This window comes from Paraburkholderia sp. BR10937, from assembly GCF_040965695.1.
Taxonomy (GTDB): domain Bacteria; phylum Pseudomonadota; class Gammaproteobacteria; order Burkholderiales; family Burkholderiaceae; genus Paraburkholderia.
Genome location: NZ_JBFRCL010000054.1, coordinates 24734 through 51153 on the forward strand (window position 1 = coordinate 24734; position 26420 = coordinate 51153).

Below are 26420 nucleotides of genomic sequence, written 5' to 3' on the forward strand. Positions count from 1 at the left end.
GATCATGACGACCGATATCGCAAGCGTCGCATTGCCGGACGGCGAACGCATTCCGAAGCTCGGGCAGGGCACGTGGGAATTGGGCGAGCGCAGCGCACATCGCGCGGCGGAAATCGCCGCGCTGCGCGAAGGCGTGGCGCTCGGCATGACGCTCATCGACACCGCCGAGATGTACGGCGACGGCGCGACCGAGCGGCTCGTCGGCGAGGCCTTGCAGGGCCTGCGCGACGAGGTGTTTCTCGTGAGCAAGGTGTATCCGCACAACGCGAGCCGCAGCGGCGTCGCGCGTGCGTGCGAGGCGAGCCTGAAACGCCTCGGCACCGACCGGCTCGATCTCTATCTGCTGCACTGGCGCGGCGGGGTGCCGCTCGAAGAGACGGTCGACGGGTTCGAGGCGCTCGTGCGCGCGGGCAAGATCCGTCACTGGGGCGTGAGCAATTTCGACACCGACGACATGGAAGAGCTGTTCGCCACGCCCGGCGGCGACGCGTGCGCGATCAACCAGATTCTCTACAACATCGCAAGGCGCGGCGCGGAATTCGACCTGCTGCCGTGGAGCGCCGCGCATCGTATGCCGGTGATGGCGTATAGCCCCGTCGATCACGCGCGCTTGCCGAGGCGCTCGCCGCTCGACGACATCGCTCACGCACACGGGGTGTCGGTCTATCGCGTGGCGATGGCGTGGGTGCTGGGTCAAAGCGGGGTCTGTGCGATTCCGAAGGCGGGGCGCGTGGAGCACGTGCGCGACAACCGCGCGGCGCTCGATCTCGTGCTCGGTGCGCAAGAGCACGCGGCGCTCGACGCATATTTCAAGCCGCCGCGCAGCAAGCGTCCGCTGGAGATGCTGTAGGGCGCGAGTGGGGTGCGCGCTTGCGCGCGCGGTCATGGTTTGCGCCGGCGTATGGCGAGCAGACAGCCGCTGTGGTCGCCCGGGAACGCCACGCGCATCGCGCATCCGGCGACCGGCCCGCGGCGGCGGTGCCCGGCCGGGGGACCGGGACGCCGCCGCCGACGCCAGGACTGGCGCGCCTGGCCGTCGCGCCAGATCGGAGTGGCTGCAGCGCTCTGCCTGCACCGCCGTACAGGTTCAATGACCGCTGCCATGGCCGCCACCGTGTCCGCCGCCGTACCCGCCGCCCGGGCCGCCCGACGGTCCACCTTTGCCGAATCCACCTCCGAAGCCACCGCCGAATCCGCCGAAACCCCCGAAACCCCCGCCAAAGCCGCCGCCGAATCCGCCTGCGGGGCCGCCCGAAGGGCCGCTTGCCGATCCGCCGTGGCTGCCGCAGCCACAGCCGCCTGAACTGCCGCTGCTGCTTCCGCCACCGTTATTGCCGCCACCGTTGTTGCCACCGTTGTTGCCACCGTTGTTGCCACCGTTGTTGCCACCGTTGTTGCCACCGCCGTTGTTACCGCCGTTGTTACCGCCGCCTCCTTTCCCACCACCGCCTTCGCCGCCGCCGGAGTTGCTGGAACCGCCTCCCGAACCGCTCGGTCCCGTCCCTCCCACGCTAGAGCTGCCGCTGCGGCCAAGCCCTCCCGTGCTGGCCGTCGCGGCACCCGCAGCGCCGCCGCTGCTTCCGTTGCTGCCGCTCGACGCACCCGAGCCGCCATGGCCGCCGCCGCCATTGCCCCGGAAACACGCGCTGCCCGTACGGCTAATGCAATCGTTCGGCGCGAACACCGTAGAAACGTCGCTCGCCAGCGTAGCCGAATCGGACTCCGAATCAGTTTTCGACGAGATGCTGGCGGCAGGCGAATCCGCAGCAACCGGCGCGCTGAACGCTCCGAAGCCCTCTGCCCCGCTCGCCGGCAGAGGTGCGTCGGCGAGCAGGATCACCGGATTGATGACGTCGCCTGCGGCATGCGCAGAGATCGCGGGGAACAAAACGCCCGCGCCCACCGCACACATGCCTGCTCCCCATCTTATCCAATAGCAGTACTGATGAATGTTGGTCTTTTTCATCTTGTTCTCCCCGCAAGGCGGCAGCGTGATGCGCTGTCGTCGCCCATGCCCCCGTGCCGGCCGCACGCCTTGTGCGCGTGCGCCGACTCCGTCAGGCTCGCAACCCGCTTCGCGCCGGCGTATCGGGTTCGATCCGGCTTCTGCGGTACTCGCCAAACACGGCACCCGGTCAGGCCGCGCGCAGGATGACCGGTTTGCGCAGGACTCCTTGTGGATTGTCGGAGCCCATGGTGTGGGTCGGCAGATTACAAGCGCGTCGAGCGGCCAGTCATTCGTCCGCCCGGTGCGACGCCCCGCGCGTGTCGGGGTGCATTGCACCGGATTGCGGCGGCCGGATGCCTGATGCCGATATAGCCAGTTTTGTGCCATCGGCCGGGGAGGGGCTTGCGGGGTGGACTTGACAATTCATGTGTCGCCCGCGTGGCAGAAAAAACGCGGAAAACGTTACGGCGATGAAACGCGCGCGCTCAATGGCGCGATTCGCGTTGCGAAAGCGGACAGCGCAACGAAGCCGGGTGCGATATGCGTGCTATCGCACCGTCAGGTCGCCGCTTGTGTGTCCGTGGTGGCGCTCTGTTGTGCGCGCAATTCGTCTACGGGAATGTGGCAGAGAATGCGATGGCCGCCGCCCGCTTCGGCGAGCGGTGGGGGCGCTTCGTCGCAAATCGCGCCGAGCTTGCGCGGGCAGTGCGCGCTGAAAATGCAGCCGCGCGCCGCGGCGTTCGTATCGTTGGCCGTTGCCGCACCGAGCGCGCGCGCGGCCAGCAGCGTTTCTGTATACGGATGCCACGGGCCGTCGAACACCGCGCCGGCCGGACCGCTTTCCACGACGCGGCCCGCGTAGAGCACGACGATGCGATCGGCGAGATAGCGCACGACATCGAGGTCGTGCGAAATGAACAGGTAGCTCACGCCGCGTTCGCGCTGCAGGCGCGCGAGCAGGTTGAGAATCGCCGCCTGCACGGAGACGTCGAGCGCCGAGGTGGGCTCGTCGCAGATCACGATGCGCGGCTCGCCCGCGAACGCCTGGGCGATCGCCACGCGCTGCTTGAGCCCGCCCGAAAGTTGCCGCGCGCGCGCCACGAGATAGCGCGCCGGCACGCGCACGGCTTCGAGCAGTCCCGCGATGCGCGATTCGTCTGAGGCCTGGTGAGCTGCCGGCGTGGCGTCGTGCGGCCGGGAAAGCGCGCGCTCGATCAACCGTTTCACGGGCAGCGCACGATTGAGCGAGGCGTCCGGATGCTGGAACACGACGCGCAGCGCCGCGCGCTCGTCGGCGCGGCGCCGCGCGACGTGGGCGTGCAGGCGTTTGCCGTCCAGTTCGACGGCGCCGCCCGCATCGGGAGCATGCAGGCCGAGCAGCATGCGCGCGAGCGTCGTCTTGCCGCTGCCCGATTCGCCCACGACGCCGAGCGTCTCGCCCGCATGCAGCTCGATCGACACGCCGTCAAGTGCGCGCACGGCTTGCGCGCCGTGTCCGAAGGTGCGCGAGACGTCGAGTGCGCGCAATATGACGCGCGGTTCGGCTTCGCCATTCGACGGACCATCGCCCGAAGTCTGCGAACCGTCGCCGCCTCCGATCAGGTTCCCGAACGGCAATTCCATCGCGCGTTCGTGATAGTGACAGCGCGACATCTGCTCGCCGTGCGGCGCGGTCATGCGATGCGGCGGCGGCGCTTCCACGCGGCAACGCGCGTCGGCGAGGCGGCAGCGCGGTGCGTAGATGCAGCCGGGCGCACTCACGCCAGGCGCCGGCAACTCGCCCGGTATCGTGTCGAGCGCGCCCGCATGCTTGTTGCGGCCCTGCGCCGGCAGGCAGCGCAGCAGGCCGACCGTGTACGGATGGCGCGCGCGCTCGAACACGTCGCGCGTGGCGCCTTCCTCCACGAGCCGTCCCGCGTAGAGCACGCCCACGCGTTCGCACATGCGCCCGATCACCGCGAGGTCGTGGCTGATGAGCAGCACCGCCATGCCCAGCTCCGCACGCAGCTTCGCGATGAGGTCGAGCACCTCGGCCTCGACGGTGGCGTCGAGGCCGGTGGTCGGTTCGTCGAGAATCAGGAGCGTGGGGTTCGACGCGAGTGCCATCGCAATCACGACGCGCTGCTGCATGCCGCCCGAGAGCTGGTGCGGATAGCTCGCCAGCACGCGGCCCGGATCGGCAATGCGCACGCGCTCGAGCATCGCGTGCGAGCGCGAGCGGGCCATGCTCGCGTCGGCGCCCGCGGCTTCGAACGCTTCGTTCAGCTGGCGGGCGATGGTAAGCGTGGGATTGAGCGCGCTGGCGGGGTCCTGATAGACCATCGACACGGCGTTGGCGCGCAGCGTGCGCAGGCCGTCGACGTCGAGCGCGAGCACGTCGTCGCCCGCGATTGCGATGCGCCCGGCTTTCACGCGGCCGTTGCGCGGCAGATAGCGCAGCGCGGCGAGCGCGACCGTCGACTTGCCGCAGCCCGATTCGCCTACGAGCCCATACGCTTCACCGCGCCGGATGCGCAGCGAGACGTCGGTGAGCACGTCGCGGTCGCGCCCGCGCACGCGGTAAGCGACGGTGAGGCCGACGAGCGCGAGCGCGTCGTCGTCGCGCGGCACGCTGAAGGTGGCGAGAGCGGGGCGTGAAGAAGCGGGGCGGTTCACGATTGGAGCACCTCGCGCAGGCTGTCGGCGATCAGGTTCACGGCCACCACGAGCGAGGCGATGGCAAGCGCATCGAACGCCACGGTCCACCATGCGCCGCCCGCGAGAAGCGTGTACGACTCGGCGAGCGCGAGTCCCCAGTCGGCGGACGGCGGCTGGATGCCGAAGCCGAGGAACGAGAGCGTCGCGACCGCGAAGATCGCATAGCCGAGGCGCACCGTCGCCTCGACGACGATGGGCGGCCAGACGTTCGGCAGGATCTCCGTGAACATCACGGCGAGCGCATTCGCGCCGCGCAAGCGAGCCGCCGCCACGTAGTCGAGATGACGCTCGGCGAGCACCGCCGCGCGCACCGTGCGTGCGACGAGCGGCGCAAAGGTAATGCCGATCACGAGCACCACGGCGAGATTCGAGGCGCCTACGGCCGCGAGCACGAGCAGCGCGACGATCACGAGCGGCAGCGCGAGCACCGCGTCGAGCGTACGCGCGACGAACGTGCCGAACGCGCCTTCGAAATAGCCCGTGACGAGCCCGAGCGCCGCGCCCGCGAGCGTGCCGACGAGCGTGGCGAGCGGCGCGATCGTGAGGATGTCGCGCGCGCCCACGATCACGCGCGAGCAGATGTCGCGGCCGAGCTGATCGGTGCCGCACCAGTGCGTATGGTCGGGCGGCAGGAGCGAGCTGAGCGGATCGGACGCGTAGGCGTCGTGCGGTGCGAACCACTGGCCCGCGAGCCCGCAGACGATCCACCAAACGAGGATCAGCGCGCCCGCGACGAACGAGGGCGAGCGCAGCAGCAGATGCAGCGTGTCGCGCAGACGCGTGTCGGCGAGCGCTTCTTCGCCCGGTTCGCCGCCCGGAGAAATTGGTTCGGATACCATATCGTTCATGCGCCTCCCGGCGCGCGCAGGCGCGGGTCGAGCAATGCGTGCAGGGCGTCGGCGGCGAGATTGGCGAGTGTATAGACCGCGCCCACCGCGAGTACACCGGCTTCGAGCAACGGGAAGTCCTTGGCCTTCGCGGCGTTGAAGATGAGGGAGCCTACGCCCGGATAGCGGAACAGCGATTCGACCACGACGAGCCCGCCGATCAGATAACCGAGCTGCGTGGCCGCCACCGTCACGCTGGGCAGCAGCGCATTGCGCAGCACGTGCCGCATGATCACGACATGGCTCGGCAGCCCCTTGAGAATCGCGGTGCGCGTGTAGTCGGCGTCGAGCGCCGTGATCGTGCCCGCACGCGCGATGCGCGCGAGATAGCCGAAGAACACGAGCACGAGCGGCAGCACGGGCAGCACGAGGTGCCGCAATTGTTCGAGCACGCCCGCGCCGCTGGGCGCGGTGGCCTCGATGGGCAGCCAGCGCAGCCACACGCCGAAGATGAGGATCAGCACGATCGACGAGACGAATTCCGGCACGGCGCTCGCGCACAGGCCGCCCGTGCTGATCGCGCGGTCGATCAGGCGGCCTTCGTGAAGCGCCGCCCATACGCCACCCGCAATGCCGAGCGGCACCACCACCACGAACGCAAGCAGTCCGAGCCTGGCCGACTGCAGGAGCGCGTCGCCGACGAACGGCGCGACGGGCTGCTTGTAGCTCCACGACATGCCGAAGTCGCCGCGCAGCGCATGCGTGATCCACGAAACGTACTGGTCGAGCACCGGCCGGTCCGCGCCCAGCTCGTGATTGAGCGCGGCAACCGCGCGCGCGTCGGCGAGCGGGCCCAGCACGGCGCGGCCGATATCGCCGGGCAGCAGTTGGCCGCCCGCGAACACGAGCACCGAGAGCAGCCAGAGCGTGAAGATCGCCCAGGCGGCGCGCCGGCCGAGAAAGCGCACGACGCCCGCGCGCGGGACGAAGGCGCGCGCGGTGCCGGCCGGATTCGACATGGGCGGGAGCGGAGTAGCCATCGGACCTCCGTTTCGGGTGCGCCAGGGCCGGTTCAGGCGGCGAGCGTCGCGCGGTCGAAATAGAGCTGGGCGAGCGCCGTGAAGCGCACGCCCGAAAGCACGGCGCGCTGTGCGATCAACTGGTCGTAGAAGTACGGGATGATCACGGGCGTCTCGTCGAGCAGCAGCGTCTGGATCTGCCTCGCCACCTGCTTCTGGGCCGCCACGTCGAGCGTCGCCGCGAACTGCGCGACCAGCTTGTCGTACTGCGCGTTGCGAAAGTGGGCAGCATTCCACGTGCCGCCCGAGGTGAGCGGCGCGTTGAGAAACACGTTCGGCACGCCGCGGTGCCCATAGTCGGTAATGCCGAGCGGCGAGTCGAGCCAGTCCGATTTGCCGAACGTGCCCGCGCCGTAGTACTGCGACTGGCTCTCCACCTTGAGCGCGATGCGGATGCCGACCGCCTTCGCAGCGTTCTGCACGACCACGGCGAGGTCCGGTATTTCCATGTACTTCTCGGAGGTGAGCGACACGTCGAAGCCGTTGGCCACGCCCGCCTGCGCGAGCAACTGGCGTGCCTTCGCGACATCGATCTTGCGCTGGGGCACGTCGGTCGCCGTGGACGGGAAGATGGGCGCGAACGGGCTGTCGTTGCCCACCACGGCGCGACCCTTGAACAGCCCGCGCACGAGTACGTCGCGATCGAGCGCCAGCGCGAGCGCCTTGCGTACGCGCTTGTCCTTGAAGGTGGGCGAGTCGTTACGCATGTGGATCTGGCGGTGCGCGCTCGAGCGCACGCCGATCACCTTGAAGTCGGGATTGTTCAGGATGCCGATGCCGCCCTGCACGGTGAAGGTGCCCATCACGTCGGCCTGGTGGCCTTGCAGCGCGAGCAATTGCGCCTGCTCGTCGGCGTAGAAGGCGAATTCCACGCGCGCGGGCATCGCCTTTTCGCCCCAATAGTCGGGATTGCGCACGAAGCTCGCGCCGCGCCGCGCTTCGAATTTGTCGAGCTTGAACGGCCCGGTGCCGATAAAGCTCTTTTCGTAATTGCCCGCATAGTTGGCGGGCAGCATCACGGCGTTGTAGTTGTCCGAAGAAACGTAGTAGGCGAAGTTGCCGTTGGGCGCGTCGAGGTGGAACTCGACCGTGTGATCGTCGACGGCCTTCGCGCCGCCTTTCGAGAGCACGCCCTTGAGCACCGAGAGCGCCGCCGAGCCGGTTGCGGGGTCGGCGAGGCGATCGAAGGTCGCCACCACGTCCTTCGCGCCGAATGGCTGGCCGTCGTGGAATTTCACGTTGGGGCGCAGCTTGAACGTCCAGACGTCTGCTTTGGCGTTCGCTTGCCAGGAGAGCGCGAGGGCGGGTTGCAGATGGCCTTGCGCGTCGTCGTTGGCGAGGAATTCGCCCGTTTGGTTCAGCAGACACAGCGCGCCCGCATCGGTCACGGTGAGCGGATCGACGGCGCCCGCGGGCATCAGGTGCGCCACGCGGATCGTCTGATCGCCGGGTTTCGACGCGCCCTGGGCGTGTGCGCCGCGCGGCACGGCGAGGCCCGCAAACGCAGGCAGTGCCGTAAGGCCTACCGCGCTGGCATAGCGCAGCAGCTCGCGGCGCGTGAGGCGGCCGGCAGCGAATTCGTCGAGGGCGTGGTTGCCGTGATCGCCTGCCTGAGGGCGCAGCGCTTCGAGGCTGGGGAGGAGCGGACGGCGGGACTGCGGTCGTTTCATCGGTGCGGGTTTCCGTGCGATTCCGTTCAGGGGACGCGCGAGGCCCGGGGGCGTTGCGCGACGGCGGCATGCGGTACGGCAGACGACGAATGGGTTCAGCAAGGTGAAACGATTGACGGGGCTATCGAGCACGGCAGGCGCGCAATAGCTGGGCCTAGTTTACGCGCTTTCGGCAAACGAGGCGAAGGGTAGGGGTTTCGCGGGGTTGCGCGCGCATGGCGCGCCGTGCAGTCGTGCGAGTGCTTTAGCGGGCCGCGGCGGGCCGGCGCCAGCGATGGAACAGCACCGAGCCGATCCAGCAGGCGATGAATGCCGCGACGATGCCGTAGCCCAACTCGCCGAAGCGCTCGTTGAGACCCGCGATGAGCGTCCATGCGCCGCCGCGCGCGCCGAGCTTGTCGGCGAGGAGCCCGAGCGCTTCCACGCCGCCGATCACGATCGCCACGAGCGCCGAGACGAACGTGATGCTCGCGTTGTAGTAGAGCTTGCGCCTGGGATCGTCCATCGCCCAGCCGTAGGCGTGGACCATCAGCACGTTGTCGGTCGAATCGACGAGTGTCATGCCCGCCGTGAAAAGCGCGGGGAACACGAGAATCGAATAGATCGGCAGGCCCTTGCCCGCTTCGGCGGCGGCAATGGCGAGCAGGCCGATTTCGGTGGCCGTGTCGAAGCCGAGGCCGAACAGCACGCCAACGGGGTACAGGTGCCAGCTCTTCGTAACGAGCGCAAAGAGCGGCCTGAGCGCGCGCGAGAAGAGGCCGGCGGGCGCGGGCGCGTCGGCGGAGAGTGCTGCGTCGTCGCCTCGCTGTGCGCGGCGGTAACGCATCCATACGTCGCGCAGAATCACGAGGTTCACGCCCGCGAGCACGAGCAGGAACGTCGACGAGACGAGCGTGCCGATGGTCGAGCCGATCTCGTGGAACTGCTCGAAGCGGCCATGCAACGAGAGCGCGGTGAGCGCGATGCCGAGCGTGGCGACGATCACGACCGTCGAATGGCCGAGCGAGAACGCGAGTCCCACGCCGAGCGGGCGTTGCCCCTGCTGCATGAGCTTGCGCGTGACGGCGTCGATGGCGGCGATATGGTCGGCGTCCACCGCGTGGCGCAGGCCGAAGCCGTAGGCGAGCGCCGCCGTACCGAGCAGCAGCGGATAGTGACGAAACGCGATCAGCGCCCACGCCCACGCGCCGAGATTGGCGGCGACGAGCGCGGCGTAGAGCGGAATCAGGCGGGCGCGGAGCGAGGCGGCGGGCGTCGTCATAACGTCATTGCGTCATAGCGTGATTGCGTCGTGGAAGGCGGAATGGGCTGCCGGCCCCTCAATGGTCGTGCGGATGACGGTGGATGGGATCGACCCAGTACACGGTTTCCGGGGCTTCGACGGCGTCGATGTTCAGGTTCACCACGACGGCCTCGTTGTCGCTGCGCACGAGCACGCATTCGAGCGGATCGTCGGTGCTCGCGTTGATCTCCTGGTGCGGGACGTAGGGCGGCACGAAGATGAAGTCGCCCGGGCCCGCCTCGGCGGTGAATTCCAGATGCTCGCCCCAGCGCATGCGCGCGTGACCGCGCACGACGTAGATCACACTCTCAAGCGCGCCGTGATGATGCGCGCCGGTCTTCGCGTTCGGATGGATCGTCACCGTGCCCGCCCAGATCTTTTGTGCACCCACGCGCGCCGCGTTGATCGCGGCCGCGCGGTTCATGCCGGGCGTTTGCGCCGTGTTCGTGTCGAGCTGGTCGCCGCGTATCACCTTGACGCCGTTTTCGCGCCAGTCGATGGGTGAGTCGTCGTGAGGATGCTCATGGTCGTGTTCGTGACTCATCGTCGTGTCTCCTTGACTGTGGGCCTCGCAGCGTCATCGCCGCATTGTGGCATGGTCAAAATTGCGCTGCGCGCATGCAAAAAAGCCCGTCCGCAGGGGACGGGCTTTCGCGTGCACAGCAACGACTGCACGTCGCCTGGCTTAGGCCTTCTTCGCGTTGATGACCGCTTCTGCCACGTTCTGCGGCGTTTCCGCGTAGTGCTTGAACTCCATCGTGTAGGTGGCGCGGCCTTGCGTGAGCGAGCGCAGCGAGGTGGAGTAGCCGAACATCTCCGAGAGCGGCACTTCGGCGCGCACGATCTTGCCGCCGCCGCCCGCGATGTCCTCCATGCCCTGCACGATGCCGCGACGGCTCGACAGATCGCCCATCACGTTGCCCATGAAGTCCTCGGGCGTCTCCACTTCCACGGCCATCATCGGTTCGAGCAGGATCGGTTTGGCCTTGCGCATCGCTTCCTTGAAGGCCATCGAACCGGCCATGCGGAAGGCGTTTTCGTTTGAGTCGACGTCGTGGTAGGAGCCGAACGTGAGCGTGACCTTCGTGTCGACCACCGGGTAGCCCGCGAGCACCCCTGCCTTGAGCGTTTCCTGGATGCCCTTGTCGACCGCGGGGATGAACTCGCGCGGAATCACGCCGCCCTTGATGGCGTCGACGAACTCGTAGCCCTTGCCCGGCGTCTGCGGCTCGAGTGTGATGACCGCGTGGCCGTACTGGCCGCGCCCGCCCGACTGCTTGACGAACTTGCCTTCCACATCTTCGACCTTGTTCTTCACGGTCTCGCGATACGCGACTTGCGGCTTGCCGACGGTCGCCTCCACGCCGAACTCGCGTTTCATGCGGTCGACGAGAATTTCGAGGTGCAGCTCGCCCATGCCCGAGATGATGGTCTGGCCGGACTCTTCATCGGTCTGCACGCGGAACGACGGGTCTTCCTGCGCGAGGCGATTGAGCGCGATGCCCATCTTCTCCTGGTCGGCCTTGGTCTTCGGCTCGACGGCCTGCGAGATCACGGGCTCGGGGAAGATCATCCTTTCGAGCACGATGGCATGCGCCGGATCGCAGAGCGTGTCGCCCGTCGTCGCTTCCTTCAGGCCCACCGCGGCCGCGATGTCGCCCGCGCGCACTTCCTTGATTTCCTTGCGCTCGTTCGCGTGCATCTGCAGGATGCGGCCCAGGCGCTCCTTCTTGTCCTTGGTCGCGTTGAGCACCGTGTCGCCCGAATTCACCACGCCCGAATAGACGCGGAAGAAGATCAGCTGGCCGACGAACGGGTCGGTCATGATCTTGAAGGCGAGTGCGGAGAACGGCTCGTCGTCGCTCGGGTGGCGCTCGATTTCCTTGTCGTGGAGGTCGTGGCCGAGAATCGCGGGCACGTCCACCGGCGAGGGCAGGTAGTCGATCACGGCGTCGAGCATGGCCTGCACGCCCTTGTTCTTGAACGCGCTGCCACACAGCATCGGCACGATCTCGTTGGCGATCGTGCGCTTGCGCAGGCCGCCCTTGATTTCCTCTTCGGTCAGGCTTTCGTGATCGTGAAGATACTTTTCGAGCAGCGTTTCGTCGGCTTCGGCGGCGGCTTCGACCATCTTCTCGCGCCACTCGTGCGCGAGCTCGACGAGATTCGCGGGGATGTCCTCGTACTCGAACTTCACGCCCTGGCTCTCGTCGTCCCAGACGATCGCCTTCATCTTCACGAGATCGACCACGCCCTGGAAGTGATCTTCCGCGCCCACCGGAATCTGGATCGGCACGGCCACGCCCTTCAGACGCTCGCCGATCTGCCGCTGCACGCGGAAGAAGTCCGCGCCCACGCGGTCCATCTTGTTGACGAACGCGATGCGCGGCACCTTGTACTTGTTCGCCTGACGCCACACGGTTTCCGACTGCGGCTGCACGCCGCCCACGGAGTCGTACACCATGCACGCGCCGTCGAGCACGCGCATGGAGCGCTCGACTTCGATCGTGAAGTCCACGTGCCCCGGGGTGTCGATGATGTTGATGCGGTGTTCGGGGTAATTGCCGGCCATGCCCTTCCAGAACGCGGTGGTCGCGGCCGAGGTGATCGTGATGCCGCGTTCCTGTTCCTGCTCCATCCAGTCCATAGTCGCCGCGCCGTCGTGAACCTCGCCGAGCTTGTGATTCACGCCGGTGTAGAAAAGGATGCGCTCGGTCGTCGTGGTTTTGCCGGCGTCGATGTGAGCGCTGATCCCGATGTTGCGATAGCGCTCGATGGGGGTCTTGCGAGGCACGGTGATCTCCTTGGAATGACGCGCCATGGAAGCTGCCGGGCGGCACGCGGCGCGGCCAGCGCGCGGCCCGATGCGCCGCATGGCGCACGCGTTGGTGGCACGCGCCATGCGGGGGATTTATAGGATAGCGCTTGCGCGCCGGTTTTGCAGGGCGTATGCCGCGGCGCGGGAAGCGGCGACGGCGCTGCGCAGGGGCGCCAGGCGGCGCGCCGGCGGGCGCAAAAAAAGCCGGCGCCGCGTACGTGCGGGGCCGGCTTGCGTTTTTGCGCGGCGCGCGCATGGCGCGCGCTGGGTCGCCGCGCGCTTACTGCAGCGGCGGCAGTCCCTGAATCTTCATGCCGGGCTTGATGCCCTTCGCCGTGAACCAGCCCTTCGGCATTTCGAGTGCGAAGACGCCGTTGTTACGCGGGCAGTGGTTGTTGGTCGTTTCGGCCTGCATCTCGTCGATGTCGGTGATCGTACCGTCGGCGCGAATGAACGCGATCGACAGCGGGATCAGCGTGTTCTTCATCCAGAAGCAGTGCACGGCGTTTTCGCCGAACACGAACAGCATGCCTTCATTGGGCCCGAGCTGCGAGCGGTACATGAGGCCTTGTTCACGGTCCGCGTCGTTGGCGGCGACCGCTGCGTCGATCACGAACATGCCTGCTGTGAGCTTCACGCGCGGAAAGTCGCCTGGCTGTTTGGCGCCCGGCGGGATCTGCTGCGCCTGCGCGATGCTCGACGTGGCCGTCGCGGTGAACATGAGCGCCGCGCAAGCGGCCAATGGCAATGCGACGACAAGCGCGCAGCGCACGAAGAACGAGCGCAGGGAAAATCGCACGAGAGACTCCTTGCTGTAGGGTAATCCGCGCATGTTACGCGACCAGGTCAGAGCGGGTCAAAATGCGCGGCGCGTTTCACGTCATCGACGTGATGCGGCGAGCGTGCGTGACAAAACAATGGCTGAAAATCAGGCAGCCAAACAAAAAGGCAGAACGCCTTGCGGCGCTCTGCCTTTCGTCGCGCTGAAGAGCGGCAACGAATGCCGCGGCTTCATGCGTCTTACAACAAGCTTACTCCGAAGCTGCCGAAGCGGCTTCAGCCTTCGCTGCCTTCTTGTGCGACGACTTCTTGTGTGCCTTCTTGTGCGACGACTTGTGAGCAGCCGAAGCAGCAGCAGCCGGAGCAGCCGAAGCAGCTTCCGGAGCCGAAGCTTGTGCGAATGCAGCCGATGCGAAGAGACCAGCGACCAGAGCAGCGATCAGTTTGTTCATGTTGTGAATCCTCAAGCTTGAGTTGATTAACCAAGTGACCCGGTTTTTGGAGTCAGGTCGGTAAACGTGCCATCCACCTTTCGGTTGACAGTCGCTTTCGACAAATTCACGTGAATTTGATTTCTGCGTCTGCCAGCGGTCGGGACCGCACATTGCTGCGAGGACCCTGAAGGCTGAATGCCGGATAGCTTCTGGCGGCATCTGCGTCGAATAACGCATGGTCTCGCGAGACGGTTGACGCAAACTTTTTATTTGCTTCGTAACGAGACGCAACAGAAAGGCGAAGGACGTGCCGCGTAATCCGAAAAAAATCGATCAGCACGTGAAAAGTGCTTGCACAACAATCACTTGTGTCTGTGAGGCGTGGTCTGCCACGGCGCATTGGTGGGCACGTCGATGCTTTCGCCGGGCGAGAGGCCAAGCGAAAAAATATCGAGCGCGCCGATCGCCACGCGTACGAGCCGCAACGTTGGATAGCCCACTGCCGCGGTCATGCGTCGCACTTGCCGGTTCTTGCCTTCGCTGATCGCAATCTCGACCCACGTGGTGGGTATCGACGCGCGATAACGAATCGGCGGATGACGCGGCCACATATTTTCGGGCTCGACAATGATTCTTGTTCGACACGGCTGCGTCACGAAGTCACCGAGATCGACGCCGCGTTCGAGCGCGGCAAGCGCTCCCGCACCGGGTTCGCCTTCCACTTGCGCCCAATAGCGCTTCACGAGCTTGCGTTTCGGTTCGGCAATGCGCGCCTGCAAGGCGCCGTCGTCGGTGAGGAGCAGGAGACCTTCGCTATCGGAGTCGAGCCGGCCGGCGGGATAGACGCCCGGCACCTTCACCCAGTCCGCGAGAGACTGACGCGTTTCGTGCGGCGAAAACTGACAGATCGTGCCGAACGGTTTATTGAGAGCGATCAAGCGCATGACTGGGCGACGGGTACGAATGGATGACTGGCTGGCGCCGAGATCTTAATGCATATTACGTTTCGTCGATTTCTACATCTTATATAAGACATAAGATACGAGCGGACCGGTTCACCCCACAGTAGCGACGACAACCATGCGAGGACGCCGCGGGCGCGGACGTGTTCGCCATGTCGCGCCGCAGCACCGCAAACGGCTTGCCTTGCGCCGACGTTCGTGTGAAGGGCGCGGCACGCATGCGCGAGGCGTGGGCTAGAATAGCCGCCAGACCCTCACGCCGACGGGCTGTTCGCGCCGCCAGGCAAGCCGCCCGCTCTCGCCGGGCGAACAGGCTTCGCCGCCGCCGCGAGGCGCCGAGCGCCGCGTCACACCCGCTACCACAGCCTTGCACTTACTGGAGTCGATCATGCCGTATCAGCACATCGTGGTTCCGACCGGCGGTGAAAAGATCACCGTCAATCCGGACTTTTCGCTCAACGTTTCCGACCAGCCGATCATCCCGTACATCGAAGGCGATGGCACGGGCGTGGACATTACGCCGGTCATGCTGAAAGTGGTCGATGCGGCAGTCGAAAAGGCCTATGACGGCAAGCGCAAGATTCACTGGATGGAAATCTACGCGGGCGAGAAGGCGACGCGGGTCTACGGTCCCGACGTGTGGCTGCCCGAAGAAACGCTCGACGTCGTGAAGGAATACGTGGTGTCGATCAAGGGGCCGCTCACGACGCCGGTGGGCGGCGGTATCCGCTCGCTCAACGTCGCGCTGCGCCAGCAGCTCGATCTGTACGTGTGCCTGCGCCCCGTGCAGTACTTCAAGGGGGTGCCCTCGCCGGTGCGCGCGCCGGAGAAGGTCAACATGGTCATCTTCCGCGAGAACTCGGAGGACATCTATGCGGGCATCGAATGGCCCGCGGAGTCCGAAGGTGCGAAGAAGCTCATCAGGTTCCTGCGCGAAGAGATGGGCGTGGCGAAGATCCGCTTCCCGGACAGTTCCGGCGTCGGCGTCAAGCCAGTATCGCGCGAGGGCACGGAGCGTCTCGTGTGCAAGGCGATCCAGTATGCGATCGACAACGAGCGCCGCTCGGTCACGCTCGTGCACAAGGGCAACATCATGAAGTACACCGAAGGCGCGTTCCGCGACTACGGCTATGCGCTCGCGCAGAAGGAGTTCGCAGCGGAACTGATAGACGGCGGCCCGTGGATGAAGATCAAGAATCCGAAGACGGGCAGCGACATCGTGATCAAGGACGTGATCGCCGATGCCTTCCTGCAGCAGATCCTGCTGCGCCCGGCCGAATACGACGTGATCGCCACGCTGAACCTGAACGGCGATTACATTTCCGATGCGCTGGCGGCACAGGTGGGCGGCATCGGTATCGCACCGGGCGCGAATCTTTCGGACTCCGTGGCGATGTTCGAGGCGACTCACGGCACGGCCCCCAAGTATGCGGGAAAGGACTATGTGAATCCGGGCTCCGAAATTCTTTCGGCGGAAATGATGCTGCGCCATCTCGGCTGGTTCGAAGCGGCGAACCTCATCATTGCCTCGATGGAGAAGTCGATTCTGCAGAAGCGCGTGACCTATGACTTCGCGCGTTTGATGGAAGGGGCGACGCAGGTGTCGTGCTCGGGCTTCGGGCAGGTGATGATCGAGAATATGTAGGCGCAAGAAGGCTCATCGCCGTTCTGATGGAAAAAAACGGCAGACCGAAAGATCTGCCGGTTTTTTTATCCGACGCGCCGTCAGTCCGTCTCGAATGGACGGCCTGGCCGACTTCGGTCAGCCCGTGCGCTATCATGGCAGCGGTCAATCGAATTCATCCGCAGCTTCGTTCAACGTGCCAGTCGTCTATCGCTTCCTTCTCGTCTGCCTGCTCGCGCTGCTTTCCATGCGCGGCGCGATGGCGTGCGAGCAAGCGCAGCACGATGCGCTGGCGGCGCACGCTGCAATCACGCCGCACGTTGTCGTCGCCGCCGGCGTTCGTTGCGCCGGGACGGGCACCCACGATCACGGTTCGCATTCCCCTTGCGGCACGAGTTGCTGCGTCGCTGGCTGCGCGCATTGCAGCGTGCCTTCCGTCGTGACCGCATTCGATGCGCAAACCGGCGCTGGTTCCGCACTTACCGTGCTTCCCGCAGCCTTGCGCGCCGGCATTACACACGCGCCTCCTTTGCCTCCTCCAATCGCCTGAACAGTGGCGCTCGCGCTTTGCGCGAGCGCAACGAATTCCGCGCGCACGGCGTGCGTGTTGTCGCGCGCCGCGTGCTCAGGCATGAACGAGGTATGAGGATTTCATCGATGAAACGAAGAGCATTTCTATCCGGCGCGTTGAGCGCCGCCACCACGACCCTGTTCGCGCGCCATGCACTCGCGCAAGACGCGGGCGATGCCATGCACGCCATGCACGGCATGACGGACATGCCGGCGATGTCGGGCGGCATGATGCACGCGCAAGGGCCGCTTGCGCCCGCCGATGCGTTACCCGCCGGCGCGCCGCTTGCCGCGCTGCGCACGCTCGCCAACCAGGGTCGCGAGCCGGGCAAGTTTCGCGCGACGCTCGTCGCGCAACCCGCTGCGCGGGCGCTGCTGCCCGGACAGCCGCAAACGGTCTTCTGGCAATACGATGCACTCGCAGCGGCCGCAAACGATGGCCCGGTCATCGGCCCGATGATCGACGTACGCGAGGGCGACACCGTCGAAATCACCTTCGTGAACCGGCTGCCCCAGCCTTCGACGATTCACTGGCACGGCCTGCCCGTGCCGCCCGATCAGGACGGCAATCCATCGAAACCCGTCGCGCCAGGCGCGCAGCATGTTTATCGCTTCACGCTGCCGCCGGGGAGCGCGGGCACCTACTGGTATCACCCGCATCCGCACATGCTGAGTTCGGAGCAGGTGTTCCGCGGGCTGGCGGGGCCCTTCGTCGTGCGTGCCGCCGACGATCCACTCGCGGCGTGGCCCGAGCGGCATCTGTTCGTGTCCGACCTGAAGCTCGCGGCGGACGGCACGATTCCCGCGAACGGCATGATGGACTGGATGAACGGCCGCGAAGGTCAGTACGTGCTCGTCAACGGCGCGCGTCAGCCGCACATCGACGTCGTGCGCGACGAGCGCTGGCGCGTCTGGAATGGCTGTAACGCGCGCTATCTGCAACTCGCCTTCGACGACGGCCGCACGTTCACGCAGGTGGGCACCGACGGCGGGCTGCTGGGCGCGCCGCGCGAGGGCGTGACCTCGCTGTTGCTCGCGCCGGGCGAACGCGCGGAGCTGATCGTGCGCGTGGGGCAGGGCGCCTCGCGTGCGTCGCTGATTGCCGCGCAATACGATCGTCACAAGATGGCGATGACGCACGGCAGCTTGCCTGCGGGGCCATCGCAGATCCTGGCGAGGGTTGGCTTCACACCGGCAGGCGCGACACAAACGGCGCTGCCGGCGCGCCTGCGCGAGATTGCGCCGCTCATTTCTTCAGGTCCTCTAACGGTTCCGAAACAAAGCGTGCTGTTCAGCGAGGCCATGGACATGAAAGCGATGCACGCGCCGGGCGCGTCCACGCAGCCCATGCCGCGCGGCATGCAGTTCATGGTGAACGGAGCGGTTTTCGATCCGGCGCGCGTGACGCTGACAAGCCGGCGCGGCGAAGTCGAGCACTGGACGATTGCAAACGGCACGGACATGGATCATCCGTTTCATCTGCACGGTACGCAATTTCAGGTGCTGGCGCGCGAGCGCGGCGGTGTGCGCAAGGAGGAGGATCTGCTGGCATGGCGCGACACGGTGAACGTGCGGCCCGGCGAAACGGTACACATCGCCACTGTCCAGCACGAGGCGGGCGATCGCATGTTTCATTGCCATATCCTCGAGCACGAGGATCTCGGCATGATGGGTACGTTGCGCGTGAGCTAGCACGCGAACGTTAAAAAACCATGACGCCAAAAAGAAACCCGGCCGAAGCCGGGTTTCCAAGGTACGGGTACCGAACAGATCAGGCTGCTGCCTGAATGTTCGATGCCTGTTTACCCTTCGGGCCTTGCACGACCTCGAAGCTCACCTTCTGCCCTTCTTTGAGGGTCTTGAAGCCATTCATTTGAATAGCCGAAAAGTGAGCGAACAGGTCCTCACCGCCTTCATCCGGCGTAATGAACCCGAAACCCTTCGCGTCGTTGAACCACTTGACCGTACCGGTTGCCATACCAACTTCCCCTGTAACTCATGTCACTACCACGAGCAGTTCGAAAAGCTAAACGATCGCGGTGCGATCGCCCCCTCCTCACAAGCTCACCAACGGCATTTTTTCGAATTTAAGGCGGTTGAAAAAAGTGCCAGCTTGATTGTTGAGGGTCTTTAATCTGCTGTCAAGAATATTTTGAGACGCTCCTTGACACGTTGTAAAGAGCGCATTTCCAGGGTTTTTCCTGCTTTTCGCCGACGCTGAGCACCGGTGCATAAAGCAGGTGCAGGAGAGCGTCTTGAAAAATCGCGCAGGTGACGCATATGCGATGCACCGCACCATGGAATCTGACACTGAGCGTGCGGGCGCCTACAGTCGCTTCCCACGGCAACGTCAAGGTTGTGCGATACTCGATTCAACGGTGGCGTGAAAGCTGCTGAGAGCAGGATTGTGTACCGGCCCCGCAGCCGGTCCAAGGGATCGGGGCCGGGCCAGGGCGCATGAATTGCTTGCAGCGGGTCGCAGGTCGGGAGCGCCGGGTTCACCGGCCGGCCGGTCAGGTTACGGCAGGATTGCGGGCCTGTCCGAGTTGTTTAGAATGGGTGTATGGCGATTATCCCGGACAAGCAGGATTCAACCGTACTGGAGCGGCAGGAGCAAAAGGTCAAACCGCCCTCCATGTACAAGGTCGTGCTAATGAATGACGACTACACGCCGATGGAATTCGTCGTGATGGTCGTGCAGGAATATTTCAATAAGGACCGCGAGACCGCAACGCAGATCATGTTGAAGGTCCATCGCGAGGGCAGGGGTGTTTGTGGGGTCTATACGCGGGACATCGCGTCGACCAAGGTTGAGCAAGTCGTTACCCACGCACGGCAGGCCGGGCATCCGCTGCAGTGTGTGATGGAGGAAGCATGATTGCCCAGGAACTGGAAGTCAGCCTGCACATGGCGTTCATGGAAGCACGTCAGGCGCGGCACGAGTTCATAACGGTCGAGCATCTGCTGCTGGCGCTGTTGGACAATCCAACAGCTGCGGAAGTGCTGCGCGCGTGTGCCGCCAATATCGAAGACCTGCGACAAAACCTGCGCAACTTCATTCACGACAATACCCCTACGGTTCCCGGCACGGATGACGTCGATACGCAGCCGACGCTTGGGTTCCAGCGCGTGATCCAGCGCGCGATCATGCACGTTCAGTCCACTTCCAACGGCAAGAAGGAAGTGACGGGCGCGAACGTGCTGGTCGCCATCTTCGGCGAGAAGGACTCGCACGCGGTGTACTACCTGCAGCAGCAGGGCGTCACGCGTCTGGATGTCGTGAATTTCATTTCGCACGGTATCGCGAAGACGGGCAGCGGCGAAGCCGCCAAGGCCAGCGACGCGAATGCCGAAGCCGAAGACGCCGCCGGCCAGAAGGAAACCCCGCTCGCCCAGTTCACGCAGAACCTGAACCAGATGGCGAAGGACGGCCGGATCGATCCGCTCATCGGTCGCGAACTGGAAGTGGAGCGCGTGGTGCAGGTGCTGTGCCGCCGCCGCAAGAACAATCCGCTGCTCGTGGGCGAGGCCGGTGTCGGCAAGACCGCGATCGCGGAAGGGCTCGCCTGGCGCATCACGCGCGGCGAAGTCCCGGACATTCTCGCGGATGCCCAGGTCTACTCGCTCGACATGGGCGCGCTGCTGGCGGGCACGAAATATCGCGGCGACTTCGAGCAACGCCTCAAAACGGTGCTGAAAGAACTGAAAGAGCGTCCGCACGCCATTCTGTTCATCGACGAAATTCATACGCTGATCGGCGCGGGCGCCGCGTCGGGCGGCACGCTCGATGCGTCGAACCTGCTCAAGCCGGCGCTCTCGTCGGGCACGCTCAAGTGCATCGGCGCGACGACGTTCACGGAATATCGCGGCATCTTCGAGAAGGACGCGGCGCTGTCGCGGCGCTTCCAGAAGGTCGACGTGGTCGAGCCGACCGTCGAGCAAACCGTGGCGATCCTGCGCGGTCTGAAGTCGCGCTTCGAAGAGCACCACGGCGTGAAGTATTCGTCGGGCGCGCTGAACGCGGCCGCTGAACTGTCGGCGCGCTTCATCACCGACCGTCACTTGCCCGATAAGGCAATCGACGTGATCGACGAAGCGGGCGCGGCCCAGCGCATCCTGCCGAAGTCGAAGCAGAAGAAGACCATCGGCAAGAGCGAGATCGAGGAAATCATCTCGAAGATCGCGCGCGTGCCGGCGCAAAGCGTGTCGCAGGACGATCGCAGCAAGCTGCAAACGCTCGACCGCGATCTCAAGGCCGTGGTGTTCGGCCAGGATCCGGCCATCGACGCGCTTTCGGCTTCGATCAAGATGGCGCGCGCGGGTCTCGGCAAGACGGACAAGCCGATCGGCTCGTTCCTGTTCTCGGGCCCGACCGGCGTCGGCAAGACCGAAGTGGCGCGCCAGCTCGCGTTCACGCTCGGCATCGAGCTGATCCGCTTCGACATGTCGGAGTACATGGAACGCCATGCGGTGAGCCGTCTGATCGGCGCGCCGCCGGGCTACGTCGGGTTCGACCAGGGCGGTCTGCTCACCGAAGCCGTCACGAAGAAGCCGCACTGCGTGCTGCTGCTCGACGAAATCGAGAAAGCGCACCCGGACATCTTCAACGTGCTGCTGCAGGTGATGGACCACGGCACGCTGACCGACAACAACGGCCGCAAGGCGGATTTCCGCAACGTCATCATCATCATGACGACGAATGCGGGCGCCGAGGCAATGAACAAGTCGACGATCGGCTTCACGACCCGGCGCGAGCAGGGCGACGAGCTGGCCGATATCAAGCGCCTGTTCACGCCCGAGTTCCGCAACCGGCTCGATCAGACGATCAGCTTCCGTGCGCTCGATGAGGAAATCATCATGCGCGTGGTCGACAAGTTCCTCATGCAACTGGAAGACCAACTGCACGAGAAGAAGGTCGACGCGGTCTTCACCGACGCGCTGCGCAAGCATCTGGCCAAGCACGGCTTCGACCCGCTCATGGGCGCGCGGCCGATGCAGCGCCTGATCCAGGACACGATCCGCCGTGCGCTCGCCGACGAACTGCTGTTCGGCAAGCTCATGAACGGCGGCCGCGTGACCGTGGACGTGGACGCGGAAGACAAGGTCCAGCTCACGTTCGACGAGCAGCCGGCGCCGCGCAATCCGGAAGCGGTGGAAGTGGAGTAAGCGGCGGCAGCGCCACGGCGCTCACAGCCTTCAGGCAAGACGGCGTAGTCCGAAAGGGCTGCGCCGTTTTTCTTTTGTGCCGGCGGGTCCACATGTTGCGCCGTGACGCGCGGGCGCGCCAGCGGGCTGCCGGCAATCAGCCGGTAAAATGCGCGTTTGTCCCGCCGGGGCGATTTTTCTCGATGCGCGGCGCTGAGCAGCGTCTCGCGCAAAGCAGGGGTGTAACAGTGGTACCACGTAAATCGGGCGCGTTCGAAGCCATCGTCGAGCGCGAACAAGGGCTGCGTCAGGGCTTGTCCGCCGGGCAGATGACGATGATCGCCATCGGCGGCGCAGTCGGCACCGGGCTCTTTCTCGGCAGCGGTTTCGCGATTTCGTTCGCCGGTCCCGGCGTACTCATTTCCTACGCGATCGGCGCGCTGATCGCCTTGCTGCTGATGGGCGCGCTCGCCGAGATGACCGTTGCGCATCCCGTATCGGGCTCGTTCGGCGCGTATGCCGAGCACTACATCGGGCCGCTCGCCGGCTTCGTCGTGCGCTATGCGTACTGGTCGGCGTATGTGCTGGCCGTGGGCACCGAGGTTGCGGCAATCGCCGTCTACATGAAATTCTGGTTTCCCCACGTGCCGGGGCTCTACTGGATCGTCGGATTTTCAGCAGCGCTGATCGTTGTGAACGCAATGAGTGTGCGCGCGTACGGCACCATCGAATATCTGTTTTCGAGCCTCAAGATCGCGGCCATCGTCGCGTTCATCGTGCTGGGGGCATGGTTCGTATGGCGCGCGCCAGCCGGCTCCGGGGTGGGCTTCGCGAACTACACGTCGCACGGCGGCCTGCTGCCGCGAGGCTGGTGGGGCGTGTGGGTGGGGACGATCGTCTCGCTCTTCAGCTACCTGGGCGTGGAGACGATCGCCGTGGCGGCTGCCGAGGCGCAGGACCCGCAGCGCGCCGTCACGCGAGCGTTTCGCGCGACCGTGCTGCGCCTCGTGCTGTTCTACCTGCTCACGCTCGCGCTCATGCTCGCCATCGTGCCGTGGACCCAGGCGGGCGGCAACGAGAGCCCGTTCGTGAAGGTCATGGCCGCAACCGGCGTGCCCTACGCGGCGGGTGCGATCAACTTCATCGTGCTCGTGGCGGCGCTCTCGGCCATGAACAGCCAGCTCTACATCACCACGCGCATGATGTTCAGCCTCGCGCGCGCGGGTTACGCGCCGGCGACGTTCGGGCGTCTCACGCGTCACGGCGTGCCGACGGCGGCGCTTTCGCTGTCCACCATCGGCATTGCGGTGGCGGCCGTGCTCAACGCGCTCTGGCCGCAGGCAGCATTCACGCTGATGATGTCGATCGCCATGTTCGGCGCGATGTTCACGTGGTTCATGATCTTCGTCACGCAGATCTTTTTCCGCGTGCGCCAGGCGCGCGAAGGCGGCGCGCCGCTCGCGTTCCGCATGTGGGGCTTCCCGTTCACGAGCGTGCTGGGCGCGCTGCTGATGCTCGGCATTCTGGCCGGCACGGCCTTCACGCGCGAATTCCGCATGACGCTGGCCTACGGCCTCGCGTTTCTCGCGGTGCTCGTGGTGGTGTACGCGCTCTGGTATCGCCGGCGTCCCGGCGCGGCGCAGCAAACCGAAGCTTCCGTCTAACTGCAAAAAAGCACGCCGAGGCGTGCTTTTTTGTTGCCGGCGCAACCGCCCGGGTCAGTGCTTGCCCGTGCTGCCGAAGCCGCCCGCGCCGCGCTCGCTCGCCTCGAAGTCGTCGACGATGTTGAACTGCGCCTGCACGACCGGCACGATCACCAGCTGCGCGAGGCGCTCCAGCGGGTTGAGCGTGAAGGTGGTGTGGCCGCGGTTCCAGGTCGAAATCATCAGTTCGCCCTGGTAGTCCGAGTCGATCAGGCCGACCAGATTGCCGAGCACGATGCCGTGCTTGTGGCCGAGGCCCGAGCGCGGCAGGATCAGCGCCGCGTAGCCGGGGTCGGCCACGTGGATGGCGAGGCCCGTCGGCACGAGCTTCGTTTCGCCCGGTTCGAGCGTGATCGGCGCGTCGAGGCACGCGCGCAGGTCGAGGCCGGCGCTGCCCGGCGTGGCGTAGTGGGGCAGCTGGTCGCGCATGCGCTCGTTCAGGATCTTGATGTCGATTTTCATGAAGTCAGGGTGAGGGGGCGGTGGTGGATCGCTCAGGCGCGAGGCAGCTGGAACGCCTCGGCGAGCAGTTCATAAGAGCGCAGACGAGCCTTGTAGCTGCCCGCAACGGTCAGCACGATCAGTTCGTCGGCGCGAAAGTTGTTCTTGGTGGCGAGAAGGCGCTCGGTGACGCTCTCGGGCGTGCCGATGACGCTGCGCGGCTTCTCGCGGTCGATCACGATCTGCTCGCGCTCGCCGTACTCCTGCGCGCGTCCTTGTTCGAGGCTCGGGATCGGCGCGTTCAGGCCGTAGGCCATCTGCACACGGCGCAGGTCGACGGCCTTTTCGAGGTCGGCGGCCTCGGCTTCGGTGTCGGCGCAGATCGCGAACACGGCGCAGGCGAGATACGGCTTCGCTTCGTGGCCCGGCTTGAAGCGGTCGAGATACGCCTCGGCCACCAGATGCCCGAAGTGCGCGTTGATGAAGTGCGCGAACGAGAAGCGCAGCCCGAGCTGCGCGGCGAGGTTGCCGCCGAAGTCGCTCGAACCGAGCACCCAGAGCTGCGGGCGCGTCTGGATCTGCGGCTGCAGCACGACGCCGCTCGCGAGATGATCGGCGGGGAGCGTGCCATCCATCAGGCCGACGAGATCCTGCACCTGCTGCGCGAACAGGTCGCCGCGGTTGTACGTGCCCGCGGCGACGGCCTGTGCAGTGCGCATGTCGCCGCCCGGCGCGCGCCCGACACCGAGATCGATGCGCCCCGGAAAGAGCGCTTCGAGCATCATGAACTGCTCGGCGGCCTTGAAGGGGCTGTAATAGGGCAGCATGATGCCGCCCGAGCCGATGCGGATGCGCTTCGTGACGCTGCCGAGGCGCGCGAGCATGACTTCGGGGCACGGGTTGCACACGCCCAGCAGGCCGTGATGCTCGGCGCACCAGTAGCGCGTGTAGCCGAGGTCGTCGGCGAGCTGTGCAAGCTCGATGGTGGCGGCGACGGCGTCCGCCGCGCTGTGCCCGGCGATGACGGGCGACTGGTCGAGTACCGAAAGCAGTGTCATGGCAGTACTGCTCCTTGCCTGGGTTCGCGGCGCCGCACGCCGGCACGCGGATGCGCCGGCGCGCGCGTCACGAGATGATGCTCGGGTCCGGCAGACGCCGCGCGATTTCGGCGACGAGCGTCTGCGCGAGCGCCTGCTTGGCCGCGCGCGGCAGCGGCTTGCGGCCGCCCGCCTCGAACAGCACGACTTCATTGTCGTCCTGACCGAAGGTGAGCGGGCCGAGATTGCCGATCAACAGCGGCACCTTCTTGCGCGCGCGCTTTTCTTCGCCATGCACGTCGAGGTCGCCGCTTTCGGCGGCGAAGCCCACGCAGTACGGCGGATTCGGCAAGGCCGCGACCGAGGCGAGGATGTCCGGGTTCTCGACGAACGCGAACGTCGGCATGCGGTGCTCGGCCGTCTTCTTGATCTTGTGCTCGGCGACATGATCGACGCGCCAGTCGGCCACGGCCGCCACCCCGATGAAGACATCGGCGTCGGTCGCGGCGCGCATGACCGCGTCGTACATCTGCCGGGCGGTTTGCACGTCTTCGCGATACACGCCCCACGGCGTTTCCAGCGCGACCGGGCCCGCGACCAGATGCACCTCGGCGCCTGCCTGCTGCGCGGCGCGCGCGAGTGCGAAACCCATCTTGCCGCTCGAGCGGTTGGTGATGCCGCGCACGGGATCGAGCGGCTCGAAGGTCGGGCCGGCGGTGATCAGGAGCTTGCGGCCCGCGAGCACCTTCGGCGCGAAGAACGAGACGATCGCCTCGTACACGGCCTCGGGTTCGAGCATGCGCCCGTCGCCGATCTCGCCGCACGCCTGCGGGCCGGAATCGGGGCCGAGCGTTTCGATGCCGTCCGCGCGCAGTTGCGCGACGTTGCGCTGCGTGGCCGGGTTTTGCCACATCTGCCGGTTCATCGCGGGCACGACCAGCAGCGGACAGTCGCGCGCCACGCACAGCGTGGAGAGCAGGTCGTCGGCGAAACCGTGGGCGAGTTTGGCGAGGAAGTCGGTCGAGGCGGGCGCGATGACGATGGCGTCGGCCTCGCGCGAGAGATCGATGTGCGCCATGTTGTTGGGCACGCGGCCGTCCCACTGGCTCGTGTAGACGGGGCGGCCCGAGAGCGCCTGCATGGTGACCGGCGTGATGAACTGCGTGGCCGCCTCGGTCATCACGACCTGCACAGTCGCGCCGGCCTTGGTCAGCAGGCGCGTGAGCTCGGCGATCTTGTAGCAGGCAATGCCGCCCGTCATGCCGAGCACGAGGTGGCGGCCGGCCAGTTCGCCTGGGTTTGCAGCGGACGTGTTCAAGTCACAGCTCCTATGTCGACCAGAGCTGGCGCGTTAGCGCCTGACTCCGGTCCCATGTCACGAAGTTGCGTGTGCAGCCCGCACA

At 65.9% G+C, this 26420-nt stretch carries 22 protein-coding genes; 6 read left to right on the forward strand and 16 right to left on the reverse strand.

All coding sequences use genetic code 11. From position 1 onward, the window contains the following. The first annotated feature begins 4 nt into the window (after positions 1-4). A complete protein-coding gene (locus tag AB4Y44_RS32780) occupies positions 5-850 on the forward strand; it encodes an aldo/keto reductase (protein WP_368701872.1) in 846 nt (281 codons plus the stop codon). Positions 851-1087: 237 nt separating this feature from the next. On the opposite strand, the gene AB4Y44_RS32785 is transcribed toward AB4Y44_RS32780, so the two are convergent. The 11 genes from AB4Y44_RS32785 to AB4Y44_RS32835 all read right to left on the reverse strand — a co-directional run bounded on the left by AB4Y44_RS32785 (position 1088) and on the right by AB4Y44_RS32835 (position 14479). Beyond that, the gene (locus AB4Y44_RS32785) at positions 1088-1966 is read right to left on the reverse strand and encodes a hypothetical protein (protein WP_368701873.1); all 879 of its coding nucleotides are present in this window, start codon (positions 1964-1966) and stop codon (positions 1088-1090) included. Positions 1967-2506: 540 nt separating this feature from the next. Next, positions 2507-4603: a dipeptide ABC transporter ATP-binding protein gene (locus tag AB4Y44_RS32790; RefSeq protein ID WP_368701874.1), complete on the reverse strand. Its 2097-nt coding sequence runs from the start codon at positions 4601-4603 to the stop codon at positions 2507-2509. Beyond that, complete coding sequence (locus AB4Y44_RS32795) at positions 4600-5484, reverse strand: ABC transporter permease (protein ID WP_368701887.1); 885 nt, start codon at positions 5482-5484, stop codon at positions 4600-4602. Before AB4Y44_RS32795 ends, AB4Y44_RS32790 begins: the two co-directional genes overlap by 4 nt. Before the next feature lie 5 nt (positions 5485-5489). After that, entirely contained in the window at positions 5490-6512 is a 1023-nt protein-coding gene (locus tag AB4Y44_RS32800) for an ABC transporter permease (protein WP_342921116.1), read from the reverse strand. Positions 6513-6544: 32 nt separating this feature from the next. Continuing rightward, a complete protein-coding gene (locus AB4Y44_RS32805) occupies positions 6545-8221 on the reverse strand; it encodes an ABC transporter substrate-binding protein (RefSeq protein ID WP_368701875.1) in 1677 nt (558 codons plus the stop codon). A 244-nt stretch (positions 8222-8465) separates the two neighbouring features. Further along, the gene (locus tag AB4Y44_RS32810) at positions 8466-9482 is read right to left on the reverse strand and encodes a HoxN/HupN/NixA family nickel/cobalt transporter (RefSeq protein WP_342921114.1); all 1017 of its coding nucleotides are present in this window, start codon (positions 9480-9482) and stop codon (positions 8466-8468) included. A gap of 58 nt (positions 9483-9540) precedes the next feature. Beyond that, on the reverse strand, positions 9541-10047 hold the full coding sequence (locus AB4Y44_RS32815) for a cupin domain-containing protein (RefSeq protein WP_368701876.1): 507 nt from the start codon (positions 10045-10047) through the stop codon (positions 9541-9543). Between the two features lie 141 nt (positions 10048-10188). After that, positions 10189-12297 carry an elongation factor G gene (gene fusA, locus AB4Y44_RS32820; protein WP_342921112.1) on the reverse strand — a complete coding sequence of 703 codons (2109 nt, stop codon included), beginning with the start codon at positions 12295-12297 and terminating at the stop codon, positions 10189-10191. 304 nt (positions 12298-12601) lie between these two features. Continuing rightward, positions 12602-13042 (reverse strand): DUF192 domain-containing protein, encoded by a 441-nt coding sequence (locus AB4Y44_RS32825; RefSeq protein WP_342921252.1) that lies wholly within the window; start codon positions 13040-13042, stop codon positions 12602-12604. Between the two features lie 310 nt (positions 13043-13352). Beyond that, positions 13353-13553: a hypothetical protein gene (locus tag AB4Y44_RS32830; RefSeq protein WP_028213393.1), complete on the reverse strand. Its 201-nt coding sequence runs from the start codon at positions 13551-13553 to the stop codon at positions 13353-13355. Between the two features lie 344 nt (positions 13554-13897). Next, complete coding sequence (locus AB4Y44_RS32835) at positions 13898-14479, reverse strand: pseudouridine synthase (protein WP_368701877.1); 582 nt, start codon at positions 14477-14479, stop codon at positions 13898-13900. Positions 14480-14885: 406 nt separating this feature from the next. On the opposite strand from AB4Y44_RS32835, the gene icd reads away from it, so the two are divergent. Continuing rightward, the gene (gene icd / locus AB4Y44_RS32840) at positions 14886-16142 is read left to right on the forward strand and encodes an NADP-dependent isocitrate dehydrogenase (RefSeq protein ID WP_368701878.1); all 1257 of its coding nucleotides are present in this window, start codon (positions 14886-14888) and stop codon (positions 16140-16142) included. A 154-nt stretch (positions 16143-16296) separates the two neighbouring features. Here icd and AB4Y44_RS32845 read toward each other — a convergent pair whose 3' ends face one another. Then, positions 16297-16500 carry a hypothetical protein gene (locus AB4Y44_RS32845; RefSeq protein WP_368701879.1) on the reverse strand — a complete coding sequence of 68 codons (204 nt, stop codon included), beginning with the start codon at positions 16498-16500 and terminating at the stop codon, positions 16297-16299. A 278-nt stretch (positions 16501-16778) separates the two neighbouring features. Here AB4Y44_RS32845 and AB4Y44_RS32850 point away from each other — a divergent pair, with 278 nt between their 5' ends. Then, positions 16779-18383: a multicopper oxidase family protein gene (locus tag AB4Y44_RS32850; protein WP_368701880.1), complete on the forward strand. Its 1605-nt coding sequence runs from the start codon at positions 16779-16781 to the stop codon at positions 18381-18383. A gap of 79 nt (positions 18384-18462) precedes the next feature. Here AB4Y44_RS32850 and cspD read toward each other — a convergent pair whose 3' ends face one another. Next, entirely contained in the window at positions 18463-18669 is a 207-nt protein-coding gene (gene cspD, locus AB4Y44_RS32855) for a cold shock domain-containing protein CspD (RefSeq protein ID WP_017776809.1), read from the reverse strand. A gap of 585 nt (positions 18670-19254) precedes the next feature. Here cspD and clpS point away from each other — a divergent pair. The 3 genes from clpS to AB4Y44_RS32870 all read left to right on the forward strand — a co-directional run bounded on the left by clpS (position 19255) and on the right by AB4Y44_RS32870 (position 23500). Beyond that, entirely contained in the window at positions 19255-19569 is a 315-nt protein-coding gene (gene clpS / locus AB4Y44_RS32860; protein ID WP_028213389.1) for an ATP-dependent Clp protease adapter ClpS, read from the forward strand. Then, positions 19566-21857 carry an ATP-dependent Clp protease ATP-binding subunit ClpA gene (gene clpA / locus AB4Y44_RS32865; protein WP_069262762.1) on the forward strand — a complete coding sequence of 764 codons (2292 nt, stop codon included), beginning with the start codon at positions 19566-19568 and terminating at the stop codon, positions 21855-21857. The genes clpS and clpA overlap by 4 nt, the downstream gene beginning before the upstream one ends. 227 nt (positions 21858-22084) lie before the next feature. Then, positions 22085-23500, forward strand: coding sequence for an amino acid permease (locus AB4Y44_RS32870; RefSeq protein ID WP_368701881.1), 1416 nt, complete (start codon positions 22085-22087; stop codon positions 23498-23500). A 54-nt stretch (positions 23501-23554) separates the two neighbouring features. On the opposite strand, the gene dut is transcribed toward AB4Y44_RS32870, so the two are convergent. The 3 genes from dut to coaBC all read right to left on the reverse strand — a co-directional run bounded on the left by dut (position 23555) and on the right by coaBC (position 26335). After that, positions 23555-24001, reverse strand: a complete 447-nt coding sequence (gene dut / locus AB4Y44_RS32875; RefSeq protein WP_028205273.1) for a dUTP diphosphatase — start codon at positions 23999-24001, stop codon at positions 23555-23557. A gap of 32 nt (positions 24002-24033) precedes the next feature. Continuing rightward, entirely contained in the window at positions 24034-25038 is a 1005-nt protein-coding gene (locus AB4Y44_RS32880; protein ID WP_368701882.1) for an LLM class flavin-dependent oxidoreductase, read from the reverse strand. 67 nt (positions 25039-25105) lie between these two features. Beyond that, positions 25106-26335, reverse strand: coding sequence for a bifunctional phosphopantothenoylcysteine decarboxylase/phosphopantothenate--cysteine ligase CoaBC (gene coaBC, locus AB4Y44_RS32885; RefSeq protein WP_368701883.1), 1230 nt, complete (start codon positions 26333-26335; stop codon positions 25106-25108). Positions 26336-26420: the final 85 nt, after the last annotated feature.